The following is a 21922-nucleotide window of genomic DNA, read 5'->3' on the forward strand; positions in this document are numbered from 1 at the left end:
TCCCAGCTGAACCTGGAAGCATGGTTTCGCTCATTCTTATCTGCTAATCTTTTTTCCGAATCAAGCAACCCACCGAGCGACCTCGGCCACCATTTCCGCGTGGCCCTCGTCTTATCGGCGCGGAGTACGCGAGGTACTCCAGTGAGCGCTGCCGAAGCAGCGCCTATAACTGGAGACATGTCATGCGCATCGCCAATGTAGGCCCGAGAAAACGGCCTGTTGAAGTATTTCCTCCATCGTCCTTCCTCGTATCAGCCATGGCCGCCGCGCTGCTGTGCGTCCAGCCACTGGCGCAAGCGCAGGACACGCGCGACGTGCGCGAGCCGACCCTGCCGACATCCTGCGCGACCGTGACCGCCGAAGCCGCAACAGCCGGCCGCGACGACGCCGCGCGCATCCAGCAAGCCATCGACCAGTGCACACAGGGCGGCGCGGTCCACCTGGCGGCGGGCGGCGACAAGAGCAATGTCACCTTCACCGCCGGCCCGCTGACCATCGGCAGCGGTGTCACCCTGGTGGTGGACGCCGGCGTCACGCTGTACGCCAGCACCAATCCCATGCTGTTCGACAACGGCGAAAAAACCTGCGGCACGCTCGACGCGGCAGGCAAGGGCTGCCGTCCCTTCATCACCGTCAACGGCGCCCGGGGCGCGGGCATCATGGGCGACGGCGCCATCGACGGCCAGGGCGGCCAACGGATCGACGGCAAACCCGAGACCTGGTGGCAGATCGCCCGCCGCGCGCAAAAGGAAAAGCTGCGCCAGAACGTGCCGCGCCTGATCCAGATCGACAACGCGCACGACTTCACGATGTACCGCATCACCTTGCGCAACTCGCCCAACTTCCATGTCGCCCTGAACAAGGTGGACGGCTTTACCGCCTGGGCCGTGCGCATCGATACGCCGCACGACGCGCGCAACAGCGACGGCATCGATCCCGGCGCCTCGCGCAACGTGACCATCGCCCACAGCTACATCCGCACCGGCGACGACAACGTCGCCATCAAGGCCGGCAACAACGGCATGAGCGAGAACATCTCGATCCTGCACAACCACTTCTACAGCGGCCACGGCATGTCGATCGGCAGCGAGACCAACGGCGGCGTGCGCAACGTGCTGGTGGACGACCTGGACATGGACGGCACCACCTCCGGCCTGCGCATCAAGAGCAACGACCGGCGCGGCGGCAGGGTCGGCGGCATCGTCTACCGCAACGTCTGCCTGCGCAACAACCGCTGGCCGTTGTATATCGACACCAATTACGAGCCCGGCCCGGCCGGCCAGCTGATCCCGTCGTACACCGGCGTGCGCATGGAAAGCGTGCACAGCCTGACGCCGGGCCAGGTGATCCTGCAAGGCTACGACGACGCCCATCCGCTGCGGCTGGCGCTGAAGGATGTGGTGGTGGACGGCAACCCGCCGGTCAAGACCTCGTCCATCAAGCTCGACGGCCAGCTCAACGCGCCGGACGCGCGCGCGGTCGACTGCGGCAAGCGCTTTGTTCCCTTCCCCGAGGGGTCCGACGCCTGGCCTGTCAAAGTCGCCCGGCAATGATCATGCGAGTTCTTTTTACCGTCCTCCTCGGAGCGGCGTTGCCGCTGCATGGTCTGGCCGCCGCTCCGACGCCCTGGACACTGTCGCCCGCCGCGCGCGCCGCCGACGTCCAGGTCGATACGCCATTGCGGATCACCTTCGATAAACCGCCGGTGCTCGGCTCCGAAGGCACGGTCCGCATCTACCGCGTCGCCGACCGTGCGCTGGTCGACGAACTGCGCCCCGGCGAAGACGTCGATGTCATCGGCAACGCGCAACAGGAATACAAGCGCGTGGTGCGCTACACGCCGATCACCGTGCAAGGCGCGACCGCGACGATACGCCCGCACAGCGCCAAACTGGACTACGGCACCGAGTACGAGGTCGTCGTCGACGCCGGCGTGTTCACCAGCGCCGGCATCGGCCCGTGGACTTTCCGTACCCGCGCGGCGGCGCCGGCCGGTAACAACCTTAGCGTTGACGACGACGGCCCGGCCGACTTCCGCACCGTCCAGGGCGCGCTCAACCACGCGATGCGCCGGACGTCGCGCGCGGCGCCGGTGTCGATCCGCATCGCCAACGGCCGCTACGACCAGTTGCTCTACCTGCGCGGCAAGGACAACGTCACCTTGCATGGCGAAAGCCGCGACGGCGTCGTCCTGGAAACGACCAACAACGACGGCATCAATCCGGGAACCGGCGCCGGCCGTGGACCGCTGACGCCAGCCGCCAACGGTGGCCGCTCGGTGTTCCTGATCGAGGATGCCGACATGGTGACGCTCGACAATCTCACACTGGTCAACAACACCGTGCGCGCGCACAGCAAGGGTGGACAGGCGGAAACGCTGGTCTTCAGCAGCGACCGTGGGCGCCTAGTGGCGCGCGACGCCAGCTTCTTCAGCGAGCAGGACACCATCCAGGTCAAGGGCTACTCGTGGTTCCACCGCACGCTGATCGCCGGCAATGTCGACTTCATCTGGGGCGGCAACCGCGCCGCGCTGTTCGAGGACAGCGAGATCCGCACCGTCGGCGACAGCGCCCATGCCGGAGGCGGCGGCTACATCGTGCAGGCGCGCACCGTCGCGGCGGGCGAGCCGGGGTTTGTGTTCCTCAACAGCCGGCTGACGCATGGTCCGGGGCCGCTGGGGAACGATGTGCCGGCGGGTAAGGCCTACCTTGCGCGCCAGGGGCCGCCGGCCACGTGGGACAACGTCAGCTTTATCAACTGCCGCATGGACAGTCATATCGCAGCCCAAGGCTGGGCGCCGAAGAAGCCGCGGACGCCGGAGGCCAACCCGGGCGCAGGCTGGGGCGAGTTCGGCAGCATGGACATGGCGGGCCGGCCGCTGGATTTGAGCCAGCGCACGCCGGGCCACGTGCTGGCGGCGGAGCAGGTGAAAGCCCGCTTCGCTAGCAGGCAGCAAATATTCAGCGGCTTCGATGACGGCAAGGGCTGGACTCCCGCGGAGGAAACTTCCACGCAAAAATCCACGCAAACACGTAGGGCGGATTAGGCGTAGCCGTAATCCGCCATGCATGAGCCGCCGACGGAGCTTGGCGGATTACGCTGCGCTAATCCGCCCTACGTATCTCCACGAGTTTCACATTGCCCCACCGGGTTTTACCGCTTCACCGCTTCACCACAGACGTTTCATTATAAAAAAATAGGAGACTGAACATGACAACCACTATCAAACCCCGGCTCGCCCTCACCGCCACCGCACTAGCGGTGCTGGCACTGACCAATCAAGTGCACGCCCAACAAGCCGACGACAGCATGACCCGCGTCGAAGTGACCGGCTCGTCGATCAAGCGCATCGCCACCGAGAACGCCCTGCCCCTGACCACCTACAAGGCCGAGGAACTGGAAGCCCAGGGCCTGACCACGATGTCCGAAGTGGCCACCTCGCTGGTCACCGGCGCTACCAACGAGCCGGTCGGCGGCGGGGGCGGCGGCACCATGATCAATATGCGCGGTCTGAACACCAACCGCACCCTGGTCCTGCTCAACGGCCGCCGCCTGCCCAACGAGGCGATCGGCGCCAGCTCGGTCAACGTCGACGTCGTGCCGATGAGCGCGGTCGAACGGGTCGAGGTGCTGCGCGACGGCGCCTCGGCCATCTACGGAACCGACGCCATCGCCGGCGTGGTCAACTTCATCACCAAGCGCACCGTCAACAAGGTCAGCCTGAGCGCCGGCATCGTCAAGCCGCAACGCTCCGGCGGCGGCGAGCAACAACGTTTCTCCATCACCGGCGGCATCGGCGACCTGAAGACGGACGGCTGGAACGTCTTCGCCTCGCTCGACACGCAGCGCCGCACATCCTTGATGCAAAAAAGCCGTCCGGAAATCTGGGACGCGGAACGCATCGCGCAACTGGGCGGTACCGTCTTTACCAGCAACACCTCCGGCTCATCGTCCTCTCCGGCCAACTTTACCGTCTACAACAACGGCCGGCCGACCACCACCACCGGCAACCCGTATTGGGCCACCGGCTGCGGCAGCAACTACGACGCGCCGTACAGCCTGGCCTCGACCAAGGCTTCCGGCGCCGGCGCCAAGACCTGCATCCTGGACCCGACCATTTACCCTCAACTGCTGCCGGACAACAAACAAACCACCCTGTTCACCAAGGCCTCGATCCGCCACGGCGACGACAAGCTGTTCACGGTGGAAATGCTCAACACCGAGTCCTATATCGACGCGCTCAATCCACCGCAGGTGTTCGGCGCGCAAACCGATTACGACAAGCTCAACCCAGGCGTGCGCAAGCCGCTGTTCATCAATAACAGCAGCAAGTGGTACCCGGGCGGCAGCGGCGGCGTGCCGGCGGTGGCCGGCGTCACCGGCCAGGACCTGGCGCTGACGTGGAGCCTGGACGAACTGGGCACGGCCGGCACGCACGACCGCCAGAACACCAACCGCATCGTCGTCGCCGACGAGGGCGCGGTCATGGGCTGGGATTACCGGGTCGGCTTCAACGCCGCCATGAGCGAGCGCCGCGTCGGCTACAAGCGCGGCTTCGTCACCACGCCGGAACTGTACGCCGGCGTGGCCAACGGCACGCTCAATCCCTTCGGCAAGCAGGACGCCGAGGGCCGCGCCTATCTCGACAGCATCAGCGTCGACGGCGAAAACTACCGCACCGCCCGCGTCAAATATTTCGGCGCGGACTTCAACCTGTCGCGCGAGCTGATGCCGCTAGAGGGCGGCTCGCTGGCGATCGCCGTCGGCGGCGACCTGCACCGCGAAATGTACAGCGACCGCACCAGCATGCTGGCCAACGCGGTGACCTACAAAACCTCCGGCGCGCCGGGCACCAATCCCAAGGGCGCTCGCACCGTCGGCGGCCTGTACATGGAGCTCGACGCCCCGCTGACCAAGCAGCTCGATGTCACGCTGGCGGCGCGCGCCGACCACTTCAGCGATTTCGGCTCGACCTTCACCCCCAAGGCCAGCGTGCGCTGGGAACCGCACACCGCCGTCATGCTGCGCGGCACGGCCAGCACCGGCTTCCGCGCGCCCACCCTGCCTGAGCTGTACGGCGCGGCCCGCACCCGGACGCCGTCGGTCAACCGTTGGGACGATCCGCTGCTGTGCCCGAGCCCGACGCCGTCGCAGCCGAACACCGGCACCTTGACGACCGACCCGCGCTACGCCGGCCTGAACCTCGATCCGGCGCGCGTGTGCAACACCCAGCTGACCACCCTGACCGGCGCCAACCCGGACCTGCAACCGGAGGAATCGCGCACCTACACCGCCGGCATCGTGCTCGAGCCGGTCAAGAACATGATGCTGTCGTTCGATGTCTGGGACATCAAGATGAAGGGCACCATCGCGCAGATCACCGAGGACACCATTTTCTCCGACGTCAACCGCTACAACAACCTGTTCACGCGCAACCCGGACGGCACGCTGGATTACATCGTCGTCACCCGCATGAACATGGGCGGCCTGCACACGCGCGGCGTCGACGTCAGCTTCCGCTACGTGGTGCCGACCAAGCAATGGGGCAAGTTCGGCGTCAACCTGGACGGCACCTACGTCGACCAGTACGAAGGCCAGAACGACGCCGGCGGCGCCTGGGTCGACAGCGTCGGCCGTCCGGGCGCGCTGGCGACCGGTTCGACCTCGGCCAACACCTACATCTTCAAGTGGAAGCACAACCTGCGCTTCTCGTGGAACTACGCCAGGTTCGGCGCCCAGCTGACGCAGTCCTACACCTCCAGCTACGAGGATACCAACGCGCTGCCGACACAGAAGCCGGGCCAACCGTTCCACAACGTCATCGATCACTACATCCTGTATAACCTGAGCACGAACTACAAGTTCTCGGATAACCTGAAAGTCACCTTGGGCGTCAACAACCTGCTGAACGAGGAACCGCCGCTGTCGAACCAGCGATTGAGCTCGCGCGTGGTATTTGCGCAAAACATCGCCAAACCGATCGGCCGCGCCTACACCTTGCGTGCCGAATATACCTTCTGATGCCACGACCATGACAACCATGAACCGCCACAAAATCGCCGCCATGCTGCTGCCGCTCGCGCTGGCCGCGTGCCAGACCGCCCAGGTCGACGGGCCGGCCAAACCGGCCGCCGCGCCCTGGATCCCGGACCTCGGCAACGGCCAGTACAAGAATCCCGTCCTGCATGCAGACTATTCCGACCCGGACGCGATCCGCGTTGGCGATACCTATTACATGACCTCGTCGAGCTTCAACAGCGCGCCCGGCCTGCCGCTGCTGACCTCCAAGGACATGGTCAACTGGGAGCTGGTCGGCCACGCCTTGCCGGCCCTGGTGCCGTCCGAGCGCTTCGCCGTGCCGCGCCATGGCGAGGGGGTCTGGGCGCCTTGCTTGCGCTATCACGACGGCAAGTTCTGGATCTTCTACCCCGACCCGGACCACGGCATCTTCGTCATCACGGCCGACCGGTTCGACGGCCAGTGGAGCGCGCCCAAGCTGATTTTGCCGGGCAAAGGCATCATCGACCCGACGCCGCTGTGGGACGACGACGGCAAGGCCTGGCTGCTGCACGGCTGGGCCAAGAGCCGTGCCGGCTTCAACAATATCCTGACCCTGCGCAGCATGGCGCCGGACGCCAGCAAGCTGCTCGACACCAAAGGCACCACCCTGATCGACGGCAACGCGATCAAGGGCTACAAGACGCTGGAAGGACCGAAGTTCTACAAGGCCAGCGGCTACTACTACGTGTTCGCGCCGGCCGGCGGCGTCGAGGAAGGCTGGCAGTCGGTGTTCCGCTCGCGCAGCCTGAACGGGCCGTACGAAGTGCGCACCGTGCTGGAACAGGGCAAGACGGAGGTCAACGGCCCGCACCAGGGCGCCTGGGTGCGCGCGCAGGACGGCAAGGACTGGTTCCTCCACTTCCAGGACAAGAACGCCTACGGCCGCGTGGTCCATCTGCAACCGATGCGCTGGGTCGACGACTGGCCGATCATGGGCGAGGCCGGTCCCAATGCGGGCGCCGGGCAACCGGTGCTCACCCACGTCAAACCGGTGGCCGGCGCGGCGGTCAAAACGCCGCCGGCCTCCGACGAGTTCGACGGCTCGCGGCTCGGCCTGCAATGGCAGTGGAACGCCAACAGCAACGCCAAGTGGTATTCGCTGAGCGAGCGCCCCGGCCAGTTGCGCCTGTTCACGCAGGCGGCGCCGGATGCGGCCGACTATGTCCGCGCGGCGCCGTCCATCCTGGCGCAGAAGCTGCCGGCGCCGGAGTTCGTCGTCAACACCCGCGTCCAGCTCAACGACGCCAACAACGGCGACCGCGCCGGCCTGATCGTCAACGCCATGCAATATGCGTGGCTGGGCCTGCACAAGACGGCGGACGCGACCCAACTGGTCTACACCACCTGCGGTCCGGCCGTCGTGCGCTGCAAGGAAACCGCGACCGTGGTGCTGCCGTCGGCGCCGTCGTCGCTGTACCTGCGCATGAGCATGGCGCCCGGCGCGATGGCGAGCTTCGCCTACAGCACCGACAACGTGACCTTCCAGACCGTGGGCCAACCGCTCAAGATCAGCAAGGGCCGCTGGGTGGGCGCGCAGATCGGCGTGTTCAGCATCGGCGATGGCGCCTCCCACAACGCAGGCGCCAAGGCATCGAGCCTGGATGTCGACTACTTCCGCGTCACGGCGCAATGATGGAGATGCATAAAATGACTCAAGTAATGAACCCACAACGCCGCAACGTCCTGCGCGCGGCCTCGGCCGGCGCCCTGCTCGGCGGCGTCGCGCCGCTCGCGCTCGGCCAAGCCGCGCCCGCCGCCTCCGCCGCGCCCAGCGACCCTTGGGCCACGGCGCAGCGCATCATCGACCGTTTCGCCAAGCCGCTCGTGTTCCGCAAGGAAGATTTTCCGATCACCAAGTTCGGCGCCAAGCCGTGCAAGCTGGCCCAGATCACCACCACCGGCGGCGACGAGCCACTGCAGCGCATGTCGCCGGTCGCCAAATCGCCGGACTGCTACCCAGCCATCGCCGCCGCCATCGCCGCTTGCAACAAGGCCGGCGGCGGCCGCGTGCTGATTCCCGCCGGCGCCTGGTACTGCGCCGGCCCGATCGTGCTGCTGTCCAACGTCAACGTCCATCTGGCCGCCGGCGCCGAGGTCTACTTCAGCGCCAACCCGAACGACTACGCCAGGCACGGCGACATCGATTGCGGCAAGAACGGCAAGCTGGTCATCTCGCGCTGGCAGGGCAACGACGTGCTGAACTACTCGCCGATGATCTACGCCTACAACCAGCGCAACATCGCGCTGACCGGCGAGGACTGGACCAGCATCCTCAACGGCCAGGCCGGCGTGCCGTTCGAAACCGGTGGCGGTTCCTGGTGGGATTGGAGCGGCAAGAACAAGCAGGCGCCCATGCACGGACGCAAGATCAACCCGGCCAATCCGGAATCGCTGGCGGCGGTGGCGCCGTCGCTGTCGGACGCCGAGCGCGCGCTGATCCAGGGCACCCGGCCAGACTGGCGCACCGACTCGCGCTACCTGCCGGCGCTGTCCGAGGCCGGCGTGCCGGTGGCCAAGCGCATCTTCGGCATCGGCCACTACCTGCGCCCGTGCATGGTCGAATTCGTCGGCTGCACCGACGTACTGATGCAGGGCTACCAGTTGCTCGATTCGCCGTTCTGGCTGCACCATCCGGTCAACTGCCGCAACGTCCACTTCAGCAAGGTCCGCATGGAAAGCAAGGGCGCCAACAGCGACGGCTTCGACCCCGAGTCGTGCGACACCATCCTGGTCGAAGGCTGCCTGTTCAACACCGGCGACGATTGCATCGCCATCAAGTCCGGCAAGAACCGCGACATCGCCGAAGGTCCGACGCGCAATATGGTGATCCAGGACACCATCATGAACAGCGGCCACGGCGGCGTCACCCTGGGCAGCGAGATGGCCGCCGGCATCGAGCACGTGTATGCGCAGCGCATCGAGTTCCGCAACATCCACTGGGACAGCGACCCGCTCGGCACGGCGATCCGCATGAAGACCAATATGAATCGCGGCGGCTTCCTGCGCCACTTCTACGTGCGCGACGTGACCGTGCCCAACGGCGTCAAGACCACGCCCGGCTTTTACAATCCGCTGCCCGGCTCGGTCATCAAGCCGAAGACGGTGTCGACCAGCGGCGGTGGCCTGATCACCATCGACTGCGACTACGCGCCGGCCGACGACGACGTGCGCATCCGGCCGCCGTCGGTGTCGCACGTGCACATCTCCAACGTCAAGGCCGGCAACGTCAAGATCGACGGCGCCGAAGTGTCGTGCTACCAGGCCATGGTGATCCTGGGACCGGTGGCGACCAGCTTCAACGGCAAGCCCGGCACGCCGGTGTTGCCGCTGACCGACATCACCATCACCGACTGCGACTTCGGCACGCCGCGCAACGCCGGGCAGCCCTGGTTCACCCACAACGTCAAGGGCCTGGTCTTGAAGAATGTGCGCATCGCCGGCAAGACCATCTCGACGGTTTTGGACACCTGATGCGGGGATCACGATGACCACCCCAACCACCCATGCCGCCCGCCGCAACTTCATGCAGACGCTTGCGGGCGGCACCCTGGCGCTGGCCGGCGGCCTGCCGGCGCAGCTGATGGCGGCCCCGGCGGCCTTCGCCGCTTCCGGCGACCCTTGGCGCCAGGCGCAGGCCATCGTCGACCGCGTGTCGAAACCGCTCACCTTCCGCAAGGAGGATTTCGTCATCACCGCGTTTGGCGCCAAGGCGTGCGAGGTGGTGCCGATCAACGCCTGGGTCGGCTCCAGCGACCGCGCCGACATCCATACGCCGGCGCCGGGCGCGACCGATTGCCACCCGGCCATCAGGGCCGCCATCGCCGCCTGCCACAAGGCCGGCGGCGGCCGCGTTTTGATCCCGACCGGCAACTGGCTGTGCGCCGGACCGATCGTGCTGCTGTCGAACGTCCACGTGCACCTGGCCAAGGGCGCGCACGTCTACTTTTCCGCCAATCCACTGGACTACGCGCGCCATGGCGAATTCGATTGCGGCGCCAACGGCAAGCTGTCGCTGACCCGCTGGGAAGGCAACGACTGCCTGAATTATTCGTCGCTGGTGTACGCCCACGGTCAGCGCAACATCGCCCTGACCGGCGAGGACTGGACCTCCATCCTCGACGGCCAGGCCGGCGTGCCCTTCCCCGGCGATGCCGATTGCTGGTGGTCCTGGAAAGGCCGCGAGCGCAAGGGCGAGGTGCATGTGCCGTTCACCGTGGGCAAGGTGCAGGAACGGCCGAACCCGCGCAACCGCCCGTTGACCGAGATCGCGCCGCACTTATCCGCCGAGGAGGCCGCGAAGATCAAGGGCGACGATCCATGGTTCCTGTCGGACTCGCATTACCTGCGCGCGCTGAGCGAGGCGCGCGTGCCGGCCAAACAGCGTATTTTCGGCATCGGCCACTTCCTGCGGCCGCACATGGTGCAGTTCATCAGTTGCACCGACGTGCTGCTGGCCGGCTACCAGACCACCAACACGCCGTTCTGGCAGCACAACCCGGTGGACTGCGCCAATGTGCACGTGAAAGGCATTTACGCCAACAGCATGGGCGCCAACAACGACGGTTTCGATCCGGAATCGTGCCGTTACGTGCTGATCGAGGGCTGCCAGTTCAACACCGGCGACGACTGCATCGCCATCGATTCCGGCAAGGGCACGGATACGCAGTTCGGCCCGTGCGAGAACGTGGTGGTGCAGAATTGCCGCATGCACAGCGGCCATGGCGCGCTGACCTTGGGCAGCATCATGTCCGGCGGCATCCAGAATGTGTATGCGCAGAATCTGGTGTTTGAGAACGCCAACTGGAAGACGGACCCGCTCAACATCGCCATCCGGCTCAAGACCAATATGGCGCGCGGGGGCTTTTTGCGTAATTTCTATGTGCGCAATGTGCAGATCCCCAATGGGATACGCACCACGCCGGCGTTCTACAAGCCAACACCGGGCTCGGGTATTCCGGAGAAGACCGTGGCCGCCGGCGCGGGGGGCGTGATCACCTTCGATTGCGACTATAGCCCGCTCGACGATACCATCCGCACACGGCCGCCGCTGGTGACCAACGTGCATATCTCGGGTATTACTGTGGGCAATGTGCAGACCAGGGATGGCAGGTTCTCGTGCTATCAGCCGATTGTGGTGCTGGGGCCGGTGGCGGTGAACTACAACGGGCCGGGCAAGCCGCAGATTCTGCCGGTGAGCAATGTCACCATCAGCGATTGCGACTTCGGCACGCCGGTGGTGAAGCAACCGGCGTACCTGTATAACGTCAAGGATCTGGTATTGAAGAACGTGACCATCGCCGGCAAGGTGCACAACCAGCGGATGCGATCGTCCGAAACACGTAGGGCGGATTAGCGTAGCGTAATCGGCCATGTGCGGGCCGCCGACGGCACATCCATGGCCGATTACGGCGTGCCGCCTAATCCGCCCTACGTGTCTTCTCGTGTTTTGTTAAACCAGTAGCCAAACGTTACGCCGTTAAACCGTCGCCAGCGCCAGTTGGGGTGCCGGCCGCTTTTGCGGCTGGCGGCCCGTCGGCGCGGCGCGTTCCTGCTCGAGCTTGAACACGCTGACCACCTGCGTCAGGTGCGACGCCTGGCCCTCCAGCGCCGCCGTGGCGGCGGCGGCTTCCTCCACCAGCGCGGCGTTCTGCTGCGTCACGGCGTCCATCTCGTTGACGGCCTGGTTGATCTGCTCGATGCCGACTTCCTGCTCCCGGCTGGCCGCCGTGATTTCGCTCATGATGTCGGTGACCCGCTGGATGCTGGCGACCACCTCGGTCATCGTGGTGCCGGCCTTGGCCACCAGCTGATTGCCCGCGTTGACTTGCTCGACGGAGTCGTTGATCAAGGTTTTGATTTCCCTCGCAGCGCCCGCCGAGCGCTGCGCCAGGTTGCGCACCTCCGACGCCACCACCGCGAAGCCCCGGCCCTGCTCGCCGGCGCGCGCCGCCTCCACGGCCGCGTTCAAGGCCAGGATGTTGGTCTGGAAGGCGATGCCGTCGATGACGCCGATGATGTCGGCGATCTTGCCGGCCGAGGCGTGGATGTGGCCCATCGTCGTCACCACTTCCGTCACCACCGCGCCGCCCTGGCGCGCCACGTCGACGGCGGACACGGCCAACTGGTTGGCTTGGCGCGCGTTGTCGCTGTTTTGCTTGACGGTGGAGGTCAGTTCCTCCAACGACGATGCGGTCTCTTCCAACGCGCTGGCTTGCTGTTCGGTGCGCGACGACAGGTCCAGGTTGCCGCTGGCCACTTCCACCGTCGCGGTCGAGATCTCGTCGCTACCGGCGCGCACCTGGCCGACGATATTGTTCAGGCTGCGGGTCATGTCATTGAGCGCCTGCAACAGCAATCCAATCTCGTCCTGGCTTCGCACCTCGACATGGCCGCTCAAATCGCCGGCGGCGACGGTCTGCGCCAACGCCACGGCCCGGTTCACGGGCACGGTGATCGAACGCGTGATGAACCAGCCGATCAGCACCGCCATGATCGCGGCCGTCAGCGACAGGAAGGCGCTCAGGCGCACGGCCAACGCGCCGCCCGCCGCGATCTCCCCGCCGTCCTTCTTCATCAGCGATTCCTGAAAATCCTCCATCGCGTTGATGGCGTTGAAATACGGGGTTTGCACCGCCCGCAGCTCCTTGCTCACGTATTTGCCGGCCTGCTCGGACTGTCCATCCCTGATCAGCTGGACGAGGGCGTTGCGCGCCGCCGTGTAGGCGTCGCGCCGCTCGCTCAGGGTCTTGAACAGTTCCTTACCCTTGGGAAGCGTCAGCATGGTGTCCAACTTGACGATGTATTCCTCGTTCGCCTTCAGCGACGCGTCCAGCTTCCCCAGTTGCTCCCGCACTTCGGCCGGGTCCGCCGCGCCGATGACGGCGTTGCGCAGCAAGCGCGATTGCACATTGACCTCGGTCTGGATTTGCCGGGCCAAGGTCAGCTTGACAAAGCTATCGCTCAAGATCCGTTCCGTCGCCTGGTTGATCAGGTTGATGCGGGTGATGGCGACCAGCGCCACGGCCGCCAGCAACAGCACCACCACGCCGAAGCCCAGGCCCAGGCGCGTTCCGATTTTCAAATTAGAGAGGTTCATGATAGTTTCCGTTTGGGTTCAATGGCTGCAACAGGTCGATGTTGGCCCAACGGCGGTGCGGCATATTGCGTCACGGCAAGCCATGCGACTGCATGTTGTTATAGAGCGTCAGCATGCTTGTTGATAGCGTATCGGCCGTTCTTGCTGCTATATTGCTTGATCAACATTCACCGGTATGTACCCGCATGACACGTCTGCCACTGCATCTCCTGACGACCCTCGCCGCCAGCGCCCTGCTGGCCGGCTGCGCCACCCAAGCGCCGCTGACGGACTTCACCGCCGGCTCCGGCGGCCCGCGCGCGCCGGAGCAGCTGGCCGTCACGTTTGACAAAGCCGACCTGGCGCTGCGTGTCGATCCCGCCACGCAAAGCATCCGTGGCGACGCCGCGCTGACCTTCACCGCCAACGCGCTGGCGACGACGCCGCTGACCCGCATCGCCGTCGAGCTGGACCGCAACCTGCCGGTCGACGGCGCCAGCGTCGACGGCGTGGAACTGGCGCCGGCGGCGATCAGCAATCCGGACGGCCGCCTCTACCTGACGTTGCCGACGCCGCTGCCCGCCGGCGCCAGCACCACCGTGCGCATCCGCTACCACGGCGTGCCGCACGTGGCCAAGCGCGCGCCGTGGGATGGCGCCTTCACGTGGAGCAAAACGGCGGACGGCCAGCCGTGGATCGCCACCACCGTCGAGGGCGAAGGCTGCGACCTGTTCTGGCCCTGCATCGACCATCCGATGGGCAAGGCCAAACTGATCGACCTGCACATCAGCGTGCCGGCGCCGCTGGTGGTCGCCGGCAACGGCGTGGCAGTCGGCATGGATGAGAAGGACGGCTGGCGCACCTACCACTGGCGCGCCAAAAATCCCAGCACCTACGGCATCGCGCTCAACATCGGCCCGTACGAGATGCTGTCGGGCGACTACGCCAGCCGCTACGGCAACACCATTCCGCTGCGCATGTGGTATCTGAAAGGACACGAGCGGCAGGCCAAGGGCTTGTTCGCCGAGTTCGGGCCGATGCTCGATTTCTTCGAGCGGCGCATCGGCCCCTACCCTTTCGGCGAGGAAAAAATGGGCGTGGTCGAAACGCCGCACCTGGGCATGGAACACCAGACCATCAACGCCTACGGCAACGGCTACCTGAAGTCGCCCTACGGTTATGACTGGCTGTTGCACCACGAACTGTCGCACGAATGGTTCGGCAACCAGATGACCAACGCCGACTGGGACGACATGTGGCTGCACGAAGGCTTCGGCAGCTACATGCAGCCGCTGTACCTGCAATGGCTGCGCGGCGACATGGAATTCCAGGCCGAGCTGTTCAACCAGCGCAAGTCGCTGCGCAACAAGGTGGCGGTGGTCGGCGGCAAACCGCAACGCATCGAGGACGTCTACGACGACAAGCGCGGCGGCCCGGGCAACGACATCTACACCAAGGGCTCGCTGATCCTGCACACGCTGCGCAACCTGATCGGCGACGACGCCTTCTTCCGCGCCACGCGCCGCATGGTCTACGGCACCGACATGCCGATGCCGGGCCACTTCCAGCCGCGCTGGAGCAGCACCAGGGAATTCATCGCCATCGCCAACACCGTCAGCGGCCGCGATCTGGGCTGGTTCTTCGACGCCTACCTGTACCACGCGGCGCTGCCGGAGCTGGTCGAGACGCGCAACGGCGACCAACTCCGGCTGGAGTGGAAGCTGAAGGACGGCGGCCCGTTCCCGATGCCGCTGGAAGTGCGCATCGTCGACGACCAGGGCGAGCGCATCGTCCAACTGCCGATGACCGGCGGCTTCGGCGAACTGCCCCTGGCCGCCAACGCTCACTATACTGTCGATCCGGCGTCCCGCGTGCTGCGCCAGGAGGCACATATCGACGAATGGAAACGCGACGAAGACGAACGTAAAAAGAAGAAAGAGAAGGCATCATGAAAAAGATCTCGCTGGCGCTGCTGATGGCGGCCACGCTGTCCGCCTGCAGTCCGCAATACGACTGGCGCGATTACCGCAGCAATGACGCGCCGTACGCCGTGCTGTTTCCCGGCAAGCCGGCCAGCCAGACCCGCGCCATCAAACTGGACGACCTGGACGTGAACATGACGATGACGGCGGCCGAGGTGGACGGCGTGGTGTTCGCGGTCGGCAGCGCGCAACTGGCCGACGCGGCGCGGACGCCGGCGGCCCTGGAGGCCATGAAGACGGCGCTGGTCAAGAACATCGGCGCCACGGTGACCAAAAGCGCATCGTCTGCGGCCGCGGGCCAGACCGTGCTCGATGTCGAGGCGAAGGGTAGCCAAAATGGTGAGTCGATGCTGCTGATCGGGCGTTTTATTGCCAAGGACACGCGCATCTATCAGGTCATCGTCATGGGGCGCGAGAAAAATATCGTGCGCGACACCGTGGAAACCTGGTTCAGCTCCTTCAAATTGAACTGAAAACGGGTGCTTGGCTTAGAAGATGCTTAATTGACGTGCGCTAACGTCCATACAGATGGGCTTGTCTCTTGTAAAGTTTCCGTGACGACCTAATGTGAACAGCAACGGCACGCCGCTGCCTCGTCATTCGGCGCACCGTCAGACCTCTTGATCAATAATACTAAGAAAGCGCATCATGTTAATTGCCTTCAAATCAAAATCCAGCCCCGAAGTCCTGATGTATCAGGAACACGCCCAACGCATCCTCGACTTGCTCCACAAAAACCCCACGCGCGGCGTGATCACCGCCGCCGAGGCGGAACAGGCGCTGTCGGTGCTCGAGCATGAAGTGGCCGAAAGCAAACTCCATCCTGAAAACGATATCGAGCACGACATCCACGCGCACGAGAAGGAAGAGAACGAGACGATGGAGCATGCCGTCATGCAACGCGTGGGGTTCCACGCGCGCGCGTATCCGCTGCTGGAGATGCTGCGCTCGGCCAAGCAGGAAAACGAAAGCATTATCTGGGGCGTGTAGTCCGCTACGGCCTGGGAACGCAATGATACGCGGAGACACGTAGGGCGGATTAGGCGGAACGCCGTAATCCGCCATCGATGAGCCGCCGGCGGCGCACGCAATGGCGGATTACGCTGCGCTAATCCGCCCTACGTGTCTCCGTAGTGGTTCGTCATTCCCGGGCCGTTGCGGCGATCAATCCCCGGCGAGGCTCGCTTTCAACGGCAAATCGATCGTGAACCGCGTCCCCACCCCGACCACGCTGTCGACCCGGATGCTGCCATCGAGCAGCGACGTCACGATGTTGTACGTGATGCTCAACCCCAACCCGTTGCCGCCCTGCCCCAGCTTGGTCGTGAAGAACGGATCAAAAATGCGCGCCTGGTGCTCGATGGCGATGCCCACGCCGTCGTCCTGGAACACGATCCGCACCCGGTCCGGCCCCAGCCGTACCGCCCACAGCCGTATCACGCCGCCGCTGCGCCCGTCGAAGGCGTGCAGCAGGGCGTTGTTGATCAGGTTGATGATGACCTGGCCATAAGGCCCGGGGAAACTGTCCATCTCTATATCGTCCGGCATCTCCAGATCGATCTGGTGACCCGCCTTGCGGATCTGGTTTTTCATCGTGGTGACGATTTCCTGGCTGGCCTGGTGCAGGTCGAAATGCCGCCGTTTGGCGCTGGCCTGGTCGACCGCCACCTGCTTGAAACTATTGACCAGCTCGGCCGCGTTGCGCAGGCTGCGCATCAGCAAGGTCGACGCCTCGCGCGCGGCGTCGATGAATTGCGCCAGGTCGGAGCGGCGCAGCACGTTGCTGTTCTGGCGCAGTTCGATCTCCGTGGTCTTGTCCTCGAGCGTGCTGGCGATCACCAGGCTGTTGCCGATGGGCGTGTTGAGCTCGTGCGCGACGCCGGCCACCAGCGAGCCCAGCGCCGCCAGCTTCTCGCGCTCAACCAGTTGCTGCTGGGTGTCCTGCAACTGCCGGTAGGAATCGGCGTTGGCGAACGCCACCGCCACATACGATGCCAGCGTGGTCAGCATGTCGGCATCGATGCGCTGGTAGGCGTGCGCGCGGTAGCTGTGGACGGTGATGATGCCGCGCACCTGGCCGTTGACGGAAATCGGCACGTAGATCAGCGAGCGCGGCTCGGTCGGCAGCGAACCGTCTTCGAGCGTGCCCATGTTGTCGACGCCGGACACCAGCGCCAGGCTGGTGATATAGCGCGCGTATTCCTGTTCCAGGTCGTTGATGAACACTTCCTCGGCATGGTTGATGCACCACACCGCCAGCTGGTTGGGCTCGCGCATGCTGCGCGTGTACGGCGTGTAGCGCTTGCCCTTCTCCATCGCGAACGGATACTCGATCAACTCCTGCTCCGGCCGGTAAATGCCGATGCCGAACACGCTCGCGTCCATCAGCGCGTGCACCTGCTGATACAGCATGGTCATGATCGCTTCGCTGTCGAGGTTGGCCGTGATGCGGCGGCCGATATCGGACAGCAGGGAGATGTTGCGGTGCGCCAGCTCCATGCTTTCCTTCTGCAGTTCGGCCTCTTGCTTCTGGCGTTCGATCGACTCCTTCTGCCGCACCAGCTCGCGCGTGCGGCTGCCGACCTCCTCCTCGAGCGCCTGTTTCTGCCGCATCAACATGCGGATGCGGATGCGGAACAGCAGATACGCGGCCCCGACCGCCAAGCCGACCATCAGCAGGCGGAACCACCACATCTTCCACACCGGCGGCGTGACGATCAACTCCAGCACCGCCGGTTGCGGACTCCAGACGCCGTCCTTGTTGGCGGCACGCACGCGGAACACGTAGCGGCCCGGGTCCAGGTTGGTGTAGGTGGCGAAGCGCTTGCCGGCGTCCGTCGTCACCCACTGCGGATCGAAACCCTCGAGCTGGTAGGCGTAGCGGTTGCGCTGCGGATCGGCGAAATGCAAGGCCGCGAACTCGATCGAGAACATGACGTCGCGATGGCTCAAGGTCAGCGTTTTGGCCTCGCTCAACGAGCCCTTCGGCAGCACATCGGGACGCCGCACGTTGCTGAGGAGCGACTCGTTGAAGATGAAGAAATCGGTGATGGCGATCTGCGGCGCACGCGTGTTGTCGTGGATGTCCGCCGGCTTGAACGCGGTCATGCCCGCCAGGCCGCCGAAGTACAGCGTGCCGTCCGGCGCCTTGTATGCCGCGCCGATGAAGTACGAGCCGTCGATCAAGCCGTCCTTGGCCGTGTACTGCTTGAAAAAGCCGGTCTCGGGATTGAACATCGCGATGCCGGCGGTGCTGCTGATCCATAGCCGGCCGTTGCCGTCCTCCAGGATGGCGCCGATCGGGTCGGCCGCGCCGCCGTTCTGTCCCGGGTAATAGCGGAAGCGCAGGTCGCCGTCCGGCTCCGGCAGGGCCTTGCACAAGCCGGCGGCGGTGCCCACCCACAGCACGCCGTTTTTGTCCTCGAAGATGAACGGCACCCTTTTGTGGCTCAGGCTGTCCGGCCGGTTCGGATCGTGGCGGTAGTGGCGGAACTTGCCGGTGGCGCGGTCGAAGCGGTTCAAGCCGTTTTCCGTGCCGATCCACAGCATGCCGTGCCGGTCCTCCAGCAGCGCGTAGACGCGGCCGTCGACGCTGTCCGGATTGTCCGGATCGGCACGATAGGTGGTGACGGCGTCGGTGTCCGGATCGACGCGGTGCAGTCCGCTGCGCGTGCCGGCCCAGATGACGCCGGCCCGGTCGACCAGCAGCCGCTGGATCGACAGCGAGCGGGGGTCGGCGTCGAACGGCACCCGCGTGTAGCGGCCGGTGGCCGGATCGCGCCGGGCCAGCCCGGTGGAGGTGCCGACCCACAGCCGGCCCTTGAGGTCGGTGGCCAGCGCGATCACCACGTCGCCCGGCAGGCCGGCGGGATCGCGCTCGTCGCGGTGCCAGGACTCGACCGTGCGCTTGGCCACGTCCAGCCTGGTCAGGCCCTCGCCCGAGCCGAGCCATAGTTTATTGTCGCCGGCGCCGACGATCGCGCGCACCTTGCTGTTGCTCACGCCGGGCAGCACGCCGGACGCCTCGGTGTAGCGCTCGAAACCGCCGCTGTCGAGATCGACCCAGTCCAAGCCGGTGTACCAGTTGCCCACCCAGAGCGTGCCGGTGCGGTCCTGGTACAGGGCGGTGATCTGGTTGTCGCCGATGCCGTGGCGGTTCAGGCTATCCCAACGGTAGCTATGGAACTCGCCGCTGGCCGGATCGCGCCGTTTCAGGCCGTCCTCCTGGGTGCCGACCCACAAGGTGCCGTCGCTGTCGTGCATCAGGACGTTGACGCGCAAATCGCCGAACGGCCGGGACAGCGCCGGCGACAAAAGCTTGGGCGTGGCGCCGTCGAGCCGCCAGGCCTGCAGGCCGGCCATGGCGCCGGCCCACACCACCCCGTCCGGCCCCACCGACAGCGAGGTGATGTTGTTCGATGGCGCGGCCCCGTGCCGCGGCGTCAGATGCTGGAATTTGGCGGCGCCCGGCGGCAGCATCTCCAGACCGCTGGCCGTGGCGATCCACAGGTTGCCGGACTTGTCGCGCGCCACCGCGTTGACCCGGTCGTCGGAGATGCTGTCCGGGTCGGCCGGCGCATGCCGCAAGGTGCGCACTTGGCCGCTCTTGATATCGAGATGCTGCAGCCCCTCGCTGGTGGTCAGCCATAGCCCGTCCTTGCCGTCGCCGATGATGTTGGTGACGGCAAGGTTGCCGGTCTTGATGGCTTGGTGGACAAAGCCGCCGGTGGACGGGTCGTAACGATCCAATCCGCCCTTACTGCCGACCCACAGCCGGCCGCCGGCGTCCTCGTACAGCGCCTGCACATAGTTGTCGAGCAGGCTGTGCGGGTTCCCGGGATCGTTCTTGAAGACGGTGACGCGGTAGCCGTCAAAGCGGTTCAGGCCGGCCTGCGTGCCGATCCAGATGAAGCCCTGGCGGTCCTGGATCACGCGTGTGACGGACTCCTGCGTCAAGCCCTGCTCGACACCCAGGTGTTCGAAGCGCAGGCTGAGCGGGGCGCTGTGGACGAGCGAACAGAACGCCAGCAGAAGCAGGCCGAAAAACCGCGCCGTACGCATGGCGAAAACTGACATAAGGTTGCACTCCAATATTAACTATATTGTAATGCAGAAACGCAGGGCGAAAACAAGGGATGGGGAGGCGGGGGGATCGGCGCCGCTTGTTAAGCACACTCGCGAAACATCCGGCTAGAATTACATTCTTGTTCATGTTCATGGATGTGGAATCGATGAAAAAAATTTTGACGGGTTGTTTGCTGTTGGCGTCGCTGGGTGCCGGCGTGCAGGCGCAGGAGTGCAAGAGCCAGCAGGAGTATGCGAAGGCGCGCGACGTGATCAAGGACTTGGGCCGCATCGTCGCGCCGTCCGGCGTGCAGGAAGCCTACAAGGCCAAAATCGGCGGCATCGCCCAGTGGATCAACGTGCGCGGGCAGGACAAGAACAATCCTGTGATCCTGTTCGTGCATGGCGGTCCGGCCTCGCCGCTGATCCCGACTATCTGGCAGTTCCAGCGCCCGCTGGAAGAGTACTTCACCATCGTCAATTACGACCAGCGCGGCGCCGGCAAGACCTTCAATGAAACCGCGCCGGATTCGCTCAGTGACAGCATCCACATTCCGCGCTACATCGACGACGCGATCGAAGTCGCGGAGTACATCAAGACCCGATACCACAAGAATAAGGTGATCCTGATGGGCCACAGCTGGGGCACGGTGATCGGCATGGGCGCGGCGCTGAAGCGGCCGGACCTGTTCTACGCTTACGTCGGCATAGGCCAGGTGATCAGCACCCGCGAGAATGAACGCCTCAGCTTTGACTACGCGGTGGAGCAATCGAAGGCGCACAACAACGAGAAGGCTATCAAGGAACTGGCGTCGATCGCGCCGTATCCGGGCGACCAGCCGGTCACGCGCGAGCGCATCGTCACCGCACGGACCTGGGCGCAGTACTACGGCGGCTTGAGCGCCTATCGCGACAGTTCGAACTACTTCCATGAGGCTGGCAAGCTCTCGCCGGAGTATAACGACTGCGACGTGCGCGCCATCGACGCCGGCAATATGTTCTCGCTGGGCCGCTTGCTGCCGGAGTTCCTGGGCGTCGACTATCGCAACGTGCGCAGCTTCCCGATCCCGGTGGTGATGTTCATGGGACGCAACGACTACACCACGCCATCGGCGCCGACCGACGAGTGGCTCAAACGCGTCAAGGCGCCGTACAAGCGCGGCGTGTGGTTCGAGCATTCCGCCCACATGGTCCCTTGGGAAGAGCCGGGCAAGACCCTGGTCAGCCTGCTGGAGACGGTGCGGCCGCTAGCCATGGCGCCAGATGGCGACATGCCGCAGAAACGTAGGGCGGATTAGCGCAGCGTAATCCGCCAATGCGTGCGCTCCGACGGCGCATAGATGGCGGATTACGGCGTTCCGCCTAATCCGCCCTACGTGTTTTAGAAGCGCACAGACGAAAAAAAGCCCCGACCAGATCACTGGAAGGGGCTTTTTAATATAACTAGCCTGACGATAACCTACTTTCACACTGGTTGCAGCACTATCATCGGCGCAGAGTTGTTTCACGGTCCTGTTCGGGATGGGAAGGGGTGGGACCAACTTGCTATGGTCATCAGGCATTGACTTGTACGAGCCGCGTTCTTGTGAACGTTGCTCAGAATCTGGAAGTAGTAAGTAATATGGGTAATGAAGTTGTATCAACGCTCGCACAACATACTTCTCATTCACCACAACCTGCTAAGGTTATAGGGACAAGCCGTACGGGCAATTAGTATCAGTTAGCTTAATGCATTACTGCA

The 21922-nt window shown here is 64.8% G+C and carries 12 protein-coding genes and 1 rRNA gene; 10 read left to right on the forward strand and 3 right to left on the reverse strand.

Annotation, left to right across the window (positions count from 1 at the left end; translation table 11 throughout):
- The first annotated feature begins 257 nt into the window (after window positions 1-257).
- The 6 genes from AC07P1_RS24125 to AC07P1_RS24150 all read left to right on the forward strand — a co-directional run bounded on the left by AC07P1_RS24125 (window position 258) and on the right by AC07P1_RS24150 (window position 11413).
- The gene (locus tag AC07P1_RS24125) at window positions 258-1553 is read left to right on the forward strand and encodes a glycoside hydrolase family 28 protein (protein ID WP_494698222.1); all 1296 of its coding nucleotides are present in this window, start codon (window positions 258-260) and stop codon (window positions 1551-1553) included.
- A gap of 2 nt (window positions 1554-1555) precedes the next feature.
- Window positions 1556-3046, forward strand: coding sequence for a pectinesterase family protein (locus tag AC07P1_RS24130; protein ID WP_494698223.1), 1491 nt, complete (start codon window positions 1556-1558; stop codon window positions 3044-3046).
- A gap of 164 nt (window positions 3047-3210) precedes the next feature.
- The gene (locus tag AC07P1_RS24135; RefSeq protein ID WP_494698224.1) at window positions 3211-6021 is read left to right on the forward strand and encodes a TonB-dependent receptor plug domain-containing protein; all 2811 of its coding nucleotides are present in this window, start codon (window positions 3211-3213) and stop codon (window positions 6019-6021) included.
- Between the two features lie 19 nt (window positions 6022-6040).
- The gene (locus tag AC07P1_RS24140; RefSeq protein ID WP_494698225.1) at window positions 6041-7693 is read left to right on the forward strand and encodes a glycoside hydrolase family 43 protein; all 1653 of its coding nucleotides are present in this window, start codon (window positions 6041-6043) and stop codon (window positions 7691-7693) included.
- Between the two features lie 26 nt (window positions 7694-7719).
- Window positions 7720-9531, forward strand: a complete 1812-nt coding sequence (locus AC07P1_RS24145) for a glycoside hydrolase family 28 protein (protein ID WP_494698226.1) — start codon at window positions 7720-7722, stop codon at window positions 9529-9531.
- 13 nt (window positions 9532-9544) lie between these two features.
- Window positions 9545-11413, forward strand: coding sequence for a glycoside hydrolase family 28 protein (locus AC07P1_RS24150; protein ID WP_494698227.1), 1869 nt, complete (start codon window positions 9545-9547; stop codon window positions 11411-11413).
- A gap of 123 nt (window positions 11414-11536) precedes the next feature.
- On the opposite strand, the gene AC07P1_RS24155 is transcribed toward AC07P1_RS24150, so the two are convergent.
- Window positions 11537-13156, reverse strand: coding sequence for a methyl-accepting chemotaxis protein (locus AC07P1_RS24155; RefSeq protein ID WP_494698228.1), 1620 nt, complete (start codon window positions 13154-13156; stop codon window positions 11537-11539).
- Between the two features lie 185 nt (window positions 13157-13341).
- On the opposite strand from AC07P1_RS24155, the gene AC07P1_RS24160 reads away from it, so the two are divergent.
- The 3 genes from AC07P1_RS24160 (at window position 13342) to AC07P1_RS24170 (ending at window position 16107) form a co-directional block, all read left to right on the forward strand.
- Entirely contained in the window at window positions 13342-15087 is a 1746-nt protein-coding gene (locus AC07P1_RS24160; protein ID WP_494698229.1) for a M1 family metallopeptidase, read from the forward strand.
- Window positions 15084-15590, forward strand: a complete 507-nt coding sequence (locus tag AC07P1_RS24165; protein ID WP_494698230.1) for a hypothetical protein — start codon at window positions 15084-15086, stop codon at window positions 15588-15590. Before AC07P1_RS24160 ends, AC07P1_RS24165 begins: the two co-directional genes overlap by 4 nt.
- Window positions 15591-15765: 175 nt before the next feature.
- The gene (locus AC07P1_RS24170) at window positions 15766-16107 is read left to right on the forward strand and encodes a DUF1840 domain-containing protein (protein ID WP_494698231.1); all 342 of its coding nucleotides are present in this window, start codon (window positions 15766-15768) and stop codon (window positions 16105-16107) included.
- Between the two features lie 174 nt (window positions 16108-16281).
- Here AC07P1_RS24170 and AC07P1_RS24175 read toward each other — a convergent pair whose 3' ends face one another.
- Window positions 16282-20193: a two-component regulator propeller domain-containing protein gene (locus tag AC07P1_RS24175; RefSeq protein WP_494698232.1), complete on the reverse strand. Its 3912-nt coding sequence runs from the start codon at window positions 20191-20193 to the stop codon at window positions 16282-16284.
- A gap of 155 nt (window positions 20194-20348) precedes the next feature.
- Here AC07P1_RS24175 and AC07P1_RS24180 point away from each other — a divergent pair, with 155 nt between their 5' ends.
- On the forward strand, window positions 20349-21479 hold the full coding sequence (locus AC07P1_RS24180) for an alpha/beta fold hydrolase (protein WP_494698233.1): 1131 nt from the start codon (window positions 20349-20351) through the stop codon (window positions 21477-21479).
- Window positions 21480-21627: 148 nt separating this feature from the next.
- Here AC07P1_RS24180 and rrf read toward each other — a convergent pair.
- Window positions 21628-21740, reverse strand: a 5S ribosomal RNA gene (rrf, locus tag AC07P1_RS24185).
- Window positions 21741-21922: the final 182 nt, after the last annotated feature.

The sequence above is a fragment of the Duganella sp. GW821-FHT07F09 genome (assembly GCF_059418705.1).

Coding starts and splice junctions, on each gene's coding strand:
- AC07P1_RS24135 (WP_494698224.1), top strand. CDS start 3,211: ATGACAACCACTATCAAACCCCGGCTCGCCCTCACCGCCACCGCACTA.
- AC07P1_RS24155 (WP_494698228.1), bottom strand. CDS start 13,156: ATGAACCTCTCTAATTTGAAAATCGGAACGCGCCTGGGCCTGGGCTTC.
- AC07P1_RS24145 (WP_494698226.1), top strand. CDS start 7,720: ATGAACCCACAACGCCGCAACGTCCTGCGCGCGGCCTCGGCCGGCGCC.
- AC07P1_RS24170 (WP_494698231.1), top strand. CDS start 15,766: ATGTTAATTGCCTTCAAATCAAAATCCAGCCCCGAAGTCCTGATGTAT.
- AC07P1_RS24160 (WP_494698229.1), top strand. CDS start 13,342: ATGACACGTCTGCCACTGCATCTCCTGACGACCCTCGCCGCCAGCGCC.
- AC07P1_RS24140 (WP_494698225.1), top strand. CDS start 6,041: ATGAACCGCCACAAAATCGCCGCCATGCTGCTGCCGCTCGCGCTGGCC.
- AC07P1_RS24175 (WP_494698232.1), bottom strand. CDS start 20,193: ATGTCAGTTTTCGCCATGCGTACGGCGCGGTTTTTCGGCCTGCTTCTG.
- AC07P1_RS24130 (WP_494698223.1), top strand. CDS start 1,556: ATGCGAGTTCTTTTTACCGTCCTCCTCGGAGCGGCGTTGCCGCTGCAT.
- AC07P1_RS24125 (WP_494698222.1), top strand. CDS start 258: ATGGCCGCCGCGCTGCTGTGCGTCCAGCCACTGGCGCAAGCGCAGGAC.
- AC07P1_RS24180 (WP_494698233.1), top strand. CDS start 20,349: ATGAAAAAAATTTTGACGGGTTGTTTGCTGTTGGCGTCGCTGGGTGCC.
- AC07P1_RS24150 (WP_494698227.1), top strand. CDS start 9,545: ATGACCACCCCAACCACCCATGCCGCCCGCCGCAACTTCATGCAGACG.
- AC07P1_RS24165 (WP_494698230.1), top strand. CDS start 15,084: ATGAAAAAGATCTCGCTGGCGCTGCTGATGGCGGCCACGCTGTCCGCC.